Genomic DNA, 8,241 nt, shown 5'->3' with positions numbered 1-8,241 from the left:
ACGAAGCTCCCGAATTGGTGGCCCGCATAGGCAAGCGCGATCGGCTCTGAACGCTCGGCAATCTCCTGACCGGAAAGGATTGCCAGGCCGGTCGGACTTTCGAGGTCGCGCGCATCAAGGCCCAGTTCAGCGGCGAGCTCGTCATTCAGTTGGATCAGCTTCGCCGCGGGATACTGAGCAGGAACGGCACCCGCGTAGAACCGCTGCGGAAGGCGCGCATAGCTGTTGTCGAATGGGATTTGCATCCGTCCTCAACATTGCGGAGGGAACAAGTTTCCACGATTGCAGAGCCGCAAAACTGGGAAAACGAGTAGATTGCTGAGACGGCAGCTAGACGCCGAGAACGCGCCGGTGCCGGGAGGTGCGGTTCAGCGGCTTTCCGCGCGAGGTGACATTGTTCGCGCGGCGTTCAGTCCGTCGGCATCGGTACTGCCAACCGCTTGCAGGTATCAGACGCGCATTCCCGATCGATCGGCCAGGTCGTCAGCGTGGGAGCAGGAGGTGCGCCAGGCGCGGCGCACAATGGACGATGTCTTGACGCATCTGGCCGTGACGCAGGTGCCAGGCGAACGCCTCGATCGGGATGAAGCGTCGCTCCGCCAGCAATTCCTGCTGCGCGGCGTCGTACAATGACGGCCCCATCGGCACGGCGACTCCGCGCAGCGAAGCGAGCAGGCCCGCGCCTCGGCCGTCCATCGGATTGCGGGTGACGAACCCTTCTCGGCCCGGCTCGAGCCGAATGTCGACGATGTCGCTCCACTGGGCGGAGAGCGTGTAGCCGGTCTGCCGGAGACAGGCCCCGTCCGGCGACAGCTGGAGAGTCGCTCGATCCACGAAAATGACCTGGCAGGCGAGTCCGATGCAACCGACCAGTGCTGCGGTGATCAGGAATGCCCGTCCCTCGATCGGCCCGCTGTCCGCGCGAAGCCACATCAGGCCGACGATGATGGGACCAAGAACGTACCACAAAGCCCAACGTCGCCAGGGGCTGACACGGTAGGTCCGAACTCCGGTCGTCAGCGTGCGGGCAGGAGAGTTGGTCATCAGCAAAACCTGCGAGGTGGACGCACCGCCGTGAGCGCATGTCGTCGCGGCAAGTTCAGGGGATCGCAGTGATCGATATGGATCGCGGCAATTGGTCGGCGGACTTGTTGAGGTTGAGCAATTGCTGGACAAGGGAGATCACCTGCAGGCTTCGGCTGCTTTCCCCGCCCGCGCTTCCGCAGGGGCCATCCCCCTCGTCGGTTTCGGCCGGCAGCGAGAAGCGCTTGCCGAGGAACCGGGTGCTGACGCCGTGCTTCGCGTCTCCTTCTCTGACCAGCAGGATCCAGCGCATCTGCCGCAGCGGCTGGTTCACCGACGCGCCGCACTGAACCAGAAAGTTCTCGCGCGGAATCTGATATGCGGCGGGGCCGGCGCGCACATATTCCCCCAGGAAGTAGATGACGTCCTGAACCGAACGGAAATGCACTTCCAGGCTTACGTCGCGCCAGCCAGGCGTGCCGGCGCCGCTGGACGGATTGGGTACCTGCTCCAAAAATCGGGCGTCCAGGCCGCGCGGCGAACCGGGGGAGGGGTCGATCAGTGCGAACCGCCCTGGATCGAGTAGCGCGCCGCCGGTCAGGACAGGTATGCCGTTGCGGATCTCCCCTTCGGCCAGGCCGATGGTTGGGTGCGTGCTCTTCCAATCGGCCTTGGTGCGGGAGAAGTCGGCTCCGGCGCAGCGGTCCCGGCCTCTCGAGAAGGTCACGGAATAGGATGAGTTGGTCTTGAAGCTGAGCTTTTCGTTGTCGAAGTCGACCTGTTCGTCCTTCAAGAGATCGACGAATTTCTGCACTGCCGCGGGGCGCTTGCTTTGGTCCAAAGCCTGCAGGTCCGCGGGCTCGAAGACATCGCGCGCCCTGGCCAACTCAAACCGGTCTTCGATCCGGTGCGACTTGATGACGAAGTTGCAGATGACGCTCTGAAAGCCATACGCGTCGTCCGCATCGTTATAAACCGACGCAAGACGCCTGCCAGTCTGCTTCTCGATCAAGTCCAGCCGTTCAACGAAAAGCGACATCAGCAGCTCGTCCGGCCAGCCGGCGTCCAGATAATAAGCGATCAGCTCGCCCTTCAGGGGCTGCTGCAGGCCGCGCTGGAACTTCTCGGTCGCAAGCACGGCCGCCCTGAAGCTTGGCCGCGTCGTCACGCTGCCGTTGAGATTTGGCGAGACGGTGGCGGCGCCATCATTCTGGCCGGATCCGGTCAGCGCGCCCGAACCGTTGAAGCTGCGCGAAACCGACGTTCCGGGCAAGCCAGCGCCAAGCGATGCTCCCAACGAGATCTGCGCGTCGCCATTCACCTCGGTGATGGTCGTGAAGTGCAGAGGGTAACGGTAGCGGGCGCGCAGGATGTTGCGCAGGGTCAGCTCGTCCTCCGTCTTTGCGACCATCTGATCATGATCCACCGCGACACGCTGCAATTGCGGTGAAAAGGCGCAGGCTGTCGTCAGGGAGGCGGCGATTGCCAACCCAAGAAGCGAAGCAGAGTGCGTCAACAATCCCTCCCCGAAGAACCGCGGCTGAAGATCAGCGGTAAGGCCAGGCAAGCGCATTCAGGCGGAAGCGCTCTATGTGCTAGGCATGCCCCCGACGTCGAAATCACGCCTGGCGGAAACGATGGTCACGGCCATGCCGGCAAGCGCATCGAGCAGCACGATCATCGTGATCAGGAAGAAGGCCGAACTCGAGAAGCTCGGCAGCAGCAGGAATTCGATCAGGCAGAAGATGAAGACGCCGAACGAAAGCATGTGATTGATGATGGCCGGCGAAGCGGTGCGCGCGGACTTGATGACCTCGATGAGCAGCAGGACCACCGTCAGCAGCAGCAGGAGATCGCCCCAGTTCAGGGAAAGGTGCGATCCGGAGAGCATGGGAAGACCGACAGCCTCGCTTCGAATCGTGGCAAGCAGACTAGGCTCTACACTGCCTGGAGGCGGGTTCGAGGATAGCAGCGCCATCAGATTGTAGATGATCACTGGAATCAACAGCAGCGGAAAAATTTCGAATTTGGCAGCACCCCAACCGGGCTTTACTTGCATGTTTCCGCTCCCCCTTATTGTGCAGATTCAATGTTCAAGCACAGGATTCTTAGACGTGTCCCGAGAGCTCATCCAGGACAGAAGAATCATCTTTGAAGTGCTTGTAACATATTCGCGGGGGAACTACGCTAATCATGCGGGGGGAGATTGCCGATGCAGAACGTGCAGGATCTGGTTGACAGAATTCCGCCGGAAGCTTGGCCGCTTATCGACGTCCTCTTCAGGATTACGGTCGCTCTAACCCTGCTGTGGCTGTTCCTTGCGCTGGTGGCTTGGTGGCGCAGACGAGCCTACAATCTTACAATTGCGTCGACCGCGGGCCGCTCGAAAAAGGCTCAACCCGATTTCCTGCGCGTCGACGAGAAGGCGCGAAAAGCCGCGATCGCCCGCGGCGAGGCGCACGAGGAGTTCCTCGAAGATCGCGAGCAGGAAGAATTGGCCAAGGATCCGCTCAGCTTCGGCCAGCGGATGGCGGGCCTCGCCTCTCTGGTCATGTCTCTTTTCACGCTCTCGACGGTCGTGTTCGGAGCGGTCTCGAACATTCAGAACATGGGCAAGGCCTTCAAGTCCATGGGCACCTGGGAGAAGATGCAGAAGGTTCTTGCCGATCACTGGTTCGGCACCAGCCTCGCCGTCTTCGTGATCGGCTGGTACCTTTATAAATATTTCGCGGATCGGAAGTGGAAAGAGAGCTAGGCCATGGATTCAAGTCCTCTTGTTCTGACTGACCCGAATTTGCTGGCGGAATTCGTCCGCGAATCCGAGTTCAAGACGTTCTTTGAAAAGCGCTTCGCCTCGCCGCCCGACCTGGCCGCCTTGCTGTTCCGCGATGGCGCGCTGATCAACAGCTTCAAGGGCACTCAGTTCTCCGTCGGCGGGCTGTGGGAGAACATCAAGGGCGTGGTCGGCGGGTCGCACCATTATGCGATCATGCTGGCCGACCTGAAGCCTTTCCAGGTGCAGTTCGCCGTCCGCGGCATCTCCAAGGATATGGTCGAAATCGCCGGAACGGCGACTCTCGAACTGCAGCTCAATCCGGACAAGCCTTCCAACATCTTAGGGCTGATGGGCGGCGTCTCGCGCCAGCAGCCGGTCGGGGGACAGGATGGCCTGCCGACCACCGGGCGCAAGGCGCTTTCCCGCCTGGACGTGCTGGAGCGGATCGAGCCGCAATTCCGCGACCGCGTGTTCGAGGCTGTGATCGGCGCTCACCATGCCGACGAGATCCGCGGTAACCGCGGCCTGCAGGATCAGATCCAGGCCGACATGATGCTGGAGGCCGAGCGCATCTGCGGCGACATCGGCGTGATGGTCCGCAACGGCTCGATCGTCTGGGCCATGAACGCCGTCGAGCGCGAGCAGCTCGAAAAAGCCGAGATCGAGCGACAGCAGGGCATGCTCGATTACCAGCTCGACTTGATGAAGCGCGAGGTCGCGCGTCAGGGCGAATCGGCCGAGGTCAAGATCCAAAGCCAGCTCGATCTCACCAAGCTGCAGCAGGCGAGCGAGGACGAACTCGCGCACATGGTGCTGAACAGCGAGGTCAGCTTCATCGACGCGCGCGAAAAGGCGGCGCGGCGACAGGAAGCCGAAGCGCTGCAGCACGAAATCACGATCCTTCGCACCGAACGGGCCGGCAAGTTCGAGAACCAGCTGGCCGAATCCGGGCAGCTCATCGACCTCACCAAGGAAAAGGCGCGGCTGCGCGTCGTCGAGCGTGACATCGATGCGCTCGACCGCAATCACGGCGCCCAGATGCGCAAGATGGAGGCGTTCACCGAGATCGAAATTCGTGATCGCGACGCGGATTCGAAGATCACCGAGGCGCAGCGCTGGGCCGACCAGGCGCTCAAGAACCTCGAAGGTACCGGGAAGATCGAGCAGGACCTTGAGGACCGCAAGGCCGATCGCGGCATCAAGGTCGGCCAAGCCGAGACCACCAACAAGATCAGCGTTATGGATGCCGAGGCGCGCAATCGCGTGGATCAACTCGGCGCGGCAGCCGGTATGACGCCCGAGCAAATCATGGCGATCACGGCGAGCTATTCGGAGACCGCCGCCACCGCGAAGATCGAGGAAGCCAGGGCCCGGGCCGCGGGCGGCGAGCAGTTGACCCAGGTGGTACGAGACCTGTCCGCGGAGATGAAGGAAGAGCGCGCCTTAAGCCGCGAGCATGAGCACCGCATGCTCGAGACCGGCATGAAGGGCGCGACCGGCGTCGCCTATGGCGCCGGCGGAAAGGACGGACCGCCGCCGGAAGAGCTTGGCCAAACCGGCACGACGGAATGCCCGAAATGCGGCAAGTCGCTCTCCGCCAAGGCGCGATTCTGCAACGGCTGCGGTCATCAGATGCGCACATGACGGCTGCGGCGAAGCTGACCGGCGTGACGGAACTGGACGCGACGCGATGAGCCGCCGCCTTCGCAGCCCGAAGGATTGCTGCAAGGCGACTCTGCGGGCCGATGCGGACGCTTCATTCTGCGAGGAATGCGGGCAGCCGCTTGCCCGCTGCATGGCGTTCCAGGAATGCGGCGGCCTGGTCGGCGAGGACGGGCTTTGCGAAGTCTGCGTCGCGCCCCACCTGCAGATCATCCCGGGAGCGACGATGAACGCACCCGTCGGCGGGTCTGTCGCTCTGCCGTTCGATCTCTACAACGCCTCCAGCGTCGATCGCCCGCTGCTGGTCACTGGCCTTTGGAGCCGCGAGAAGGGTGATTGGCGCAAGGAACGGCTGGGCTGGGAACAGCTCGATCCAGGCGAACGCGCGCCCGCTTCCGTCACGGCGCGCGAGTTCGACCGCGCCGGCCTGCACGAAGTCGAGATCATGTGGACCGTCGCGACCCGCTGGCGCGCGCGCGAGGAGAGTTTCGCCTTTTCGACGCGCGTGCTGCTGACGATCCCCAGCGACCAAAGCGGGGCCGGGCCCGTCGTGCAGATCAGCAGCGAAAACGAGATGAACGGCAACGTCATCCAGATCACCGACAATAGCGGTCGGGCCGGGCGCGACGAGGGCAAGGTCGTCTCGGCGATCGACATGAACATCCAGCGGCTCGACCGCGAGGAGCGGCGGCTGGGCTTGCGCGGCATCGCAGAGGATCTGCGTGTGCCCCGTTCGGCGACTTTCTCCTTCGCCGGCTTCGGGCCGAACGACGCCCCGCCACCGAACCTCCCCGTGCTCACCCGTGACGCGGTGCTCGCCTTCGGTCGTTCGCGGACCCGGCTCGATGCCGGCGAGGGCGACGTGCGGCTGTTGATCGAAAATGACCAAGGCCAGATCGACGAGGAACTCTCCCAAATGGTCTCGCGCCGGCACTTCGAACTCTATGTCGAGAATGACCGGTTGATGCTGCATGTCAGCGGATCGAACGGGCTCAGGATCAACGGCGAAGCCTTTGGCGTCGACAAGGTGGTGCAGCTCAAGGACGGCGACGTGATCGCTCCGGTGCTCAAGGTCCCGGACGCGCTGTCGCTCACCGTCCGCTTCTCGCGCGAGTTCGATCAGGTCTGCACGATCGCTCTGGCGCGCACGCCGGCGTTCAGAGGGGCGACTTCATGATCAAATGCCTGAAGTGCGGCACGGAGAACTCGGCCAACAGCGCATTCTGCGAAAACTGCGGCAAGCCGCTCGCGCCCCCCGGCTCAGGCGGCGGCGGGCTGGAAACGCTGAGCAATCTGCAGACGATCGGCGGAGATCCGACGCTGGACCGCCGCGCCTACCCCAAGGACCAGAACCCGACGCTGGAGCCGGGCGCGGTCTTCGCCGACCGCTATACGATCGAGTCCGTCATCGGCAGCGGCGGAATGGGCGTCGTTTATCGCGCCAGGGACAAGATCGGGGATCGGCTCGTCGCGCTGAAGCTGATCCGATCGGACCTGCTGGGCGGTGACGCCGCGGTCAATCGGCTGATCGCAGAAGGCGTGCTGACGCAGGACATCCGTCACAAGAACGTCGTCTCGGTCTACCATGTCGACCAACTCGATGGCCGGCCATTCATTGCGATGGAATATGTCAACGGCGTTTCGCTGCGCGAGTGGCTGCGCAAGCAGCGCAGCGCCCGAGTCGACGTGCCGACCAAGGTCGCCGCGCACATCGTCAACGAGGTCCTTCACGGGCTGCAGGCGGCGCACGATCTGGGCGTCACCCACCGCGACCTCAAGCCCGAGAACATCATGCTGACGGGCGAGCCGACCAGCGACGCCGCGCCGCTCAAGCTGCTCGATTTCGGGATCGCCCGCGCCGACGGCAAGCGAACGGACAGCGGCACCAGCGCACGTGTCGGCACGCCGAGCTACATGGCGCCCGAGCAGGAAACCGCCCCCGAAAGCGCGGGGCCCTCGGCCGATCTCTATTCGCTTTCCAAGATCTTCTACGAATTGCTGGTCGGCGTGTTGCCGCAAGGACATTGGCAGCCGCCGTCGAGCGGGCGGCCCGACGTGCCCGCCGGCATCGATGCGCTGATCCAGTCGGGCCTCCAAAACCGGGAGGCGAGCCGGCCGCAAAGCGTCGCAGAATACCGCCAAAAGCTGAACGCCGCGTTCGGCGGGACGCCGGTCCCGGCACCAACCCCTGGCCCTGTCACTGGCCCGCCTAACCCGAATGGTGGCGGCGGTTTGAAGCCGCAGAAGCCGCTTATGATCGGCGGGGGAGTCGTTGCGGGAATCGTGGTTCTTGCGGTGATAGGCAGTTCGTTCGGCGGGGGGCGGAACACCGTAAAGGGCGTCAAGCAGGTAGACGTCAATCAGACGGAGCCCTTCGATCCGGACGAGCCAGTGACACCGACACCCACACCAACTCCCCCGCCGACACCCCCACCGCCCCCGCCGTCCGGCTACGAGCAACTGAGCGGTCGCTGGCTGGACGGCAAGGGCGGGGGGTATAGCATGGACGTCGAGAGTGACGGCACGTTCTCGGGCTCGGGGCAAACCGGTCAAGGTGTACAGGTTTCGATTGAAGGCTACTTATCCGGCCCACAGGGAAGTTACGGTATGTCCAATGGCGCCGAGCTCTATTCCGGCCGCATGAGTTGGGACGGTCGGGACTGTCACCTTCCATATGAGATGAGAGCCCCTAACGGTGCGGTCGCCGATGGGGGGATATTCCATATAAATCATCCGCCGGGCGCACCCTGCCCGCCTGGATGGGGCCAATAGCTTCGCGA

The 8,241-nt window shown here is 63.4% G+C and carries 8 protein-coding genes; 4 read left to right on the top strand and 4 right to left on the bottom strand.

The window, feature by feature from the left end; genetic code table 11:
* The 4 genes from VF631_RS03300 to VF631_RS03285 all read right to left on the bottom strand — a co-directional run.
* Positions 1 to 245, bottom strand: a 245-nt coding sequence (locus VF631_RS03300; RefSeq protein ID WP_431848846.1) for a protein adenylyltransferase SelO family protein, incomplete at its 3' end; no start/stop codon positions are given.
* A 238-nt stretch (positions 246 to 483) separates the two neighbouring features.
* Positions 484 to 1,044 carry a hypothetical protein gene (locus tag VF631_RS03295; protein WP_431848845.1) on the bottom strand — a complete coding sequence of 187 codons (561 nt, stop codon included), beginning with the start codon at positions 1,042 to 1,044 and terminating at the stop codon, positions 484 to 486.
* A gap of 55 nt (positions 1,045 to 1,099) precedes the next feature.
* Positions 1,100 to 2,512, bottom strand: coding sequence for a hypothetical protein (locus tag VF631_RS03290; RefSeq protein ID WP_431848844.1), 1,413 nt, complete (start codon positions 2,510 to 2,512; stop codon positions 1,100 to 1,102).
* 99 nt (positions 2,513 to 2,611) lie between these two features.
* A complete protein-coding gene (locus VF631_RS03285; protein WP_431848843.1) occupies positions 2,612 to 3,082 on the bottom strand; it encodes a hypothetical protein in 471 nt (156 codons plus the stop codon).
* Between the two features lie 153 nt (positions 3,083 to 3,235).
* Between VF631_RS03285 and VF631_RS03280 the strand changes: the two genes are divergently transcribed.
* The 4 genes from VF631_RS03280 to VF631_RS03265 are packed head-to-tail and all read left to right on the top strand — an operon-like array spanning position 3,236 to position 8,233.
* The gene (locus VF631_RS03280; protein ID WP_431848842.1) at positions 3,236 to 3,778 is read left to right on the top strand and encodes a hypothetical protein; all 543 of its coding nucleotides are present in this window, start codon (positions 3,236 to 3,238) and stop codon (positions 3,776 to 3,778) included.
* A 3-nt stretch (positions 3,779 to 3,781) separates the two neighbouring features.
* Positions 3,782 to 5,443: a hypothetical protein gene (locus VF631_RS03275; protein ID WP_431848841.1), complete on the top strand. Its 1,662-nt coding sequence runs from the start codon at positions 3,782 to 3,784 to the stop codon at positions 5,441 to 5,443.
* Positions 5,444 to 5,489: 46 nt separating this feature from the next.
* Positions 5,490 to 6,638 carry an FHA domain-containing protein gene (locus VF631_RS03270; protein WP_431848840.1) on the top strand — a complete coding sequence of 383 codons (1,149 nt, stop codon included), beginning with the start codon at positions 5,490 to 5,492 and terminating at the stop codon, positions 6,636 to 6,638.
* Entirely contained in the window at positions 6,635 to 8,233 is a 1,599-nt protein-coding gene (locus tag VF631_RS03265; protein ID WP_431848839.1) for a serine/threonine-protein kinase, read from the top strand. Before VF631_RS03270 ends, VF631_RS03265 begins: the two co-directional genes overlap by 4 nt.
* Positions 8,234 to 8,241 lie beyond the last annotated feature (8 nt).

Source organism: Allosphingosinicella sp. (genome assembly GCF_036387615.1).
GTDB lineage: Bacteria > Pseudomonadota > Alphaproteobacteria > Sphingomonadales > Sphingomonadaceae > Allosphingosinicella.
This window is presented reverse-complemented; position numbering and strand designations above follow the sequence as displayed.

Excerpts from the sequence above, each read along its gene's own strand:
- VF631_RS03295 (WP_431848845.1), bottom strand. The coding sequence starts at position 1,044 with ATGACCAACTCTCCTGCCCGCACGCTGACGACCGGAGTTCGGACCTAC.
- VF631_RS03285 (WP_431848843.1), bottom strand. The coding sequence starts at position 3,082 with ATGCAAGTAAAGCCCGGTTGGGGTGCTGCCAAATTCGAAATTTTTCCG.
- VF631_RS03280 (WP_431848842.1), top strand. The coding sequence starts at position 3,236 with ATGCAGAACGTGCAGGATCTGGTTGACAGAATTCCGCCGGAAGCTTGG.
- VF631_RS03275 (WP_431848841.1), top strand. The coding sequence starts at position 3,782 with ATGGATTCAAGTCCTCTTGTTCTGACTGACCCGAATTTGCTGGCGGAA.
- VF631_RS03270 (WP_431848840.1), top strand. The coding sequence starts at position 5,490 with ATGAGCCGCCGCCTTCGCAGCCCGAAGGATTGCTGCAAGGCGACTCTG.
- VF631_RS03265 (WP_431848839.1), top strand. The coding sequence starts at position 6,635 with ATGATCAAATGCCTGAAGTGCGGCACGGAGAACTCGGCCAACAGCGCA.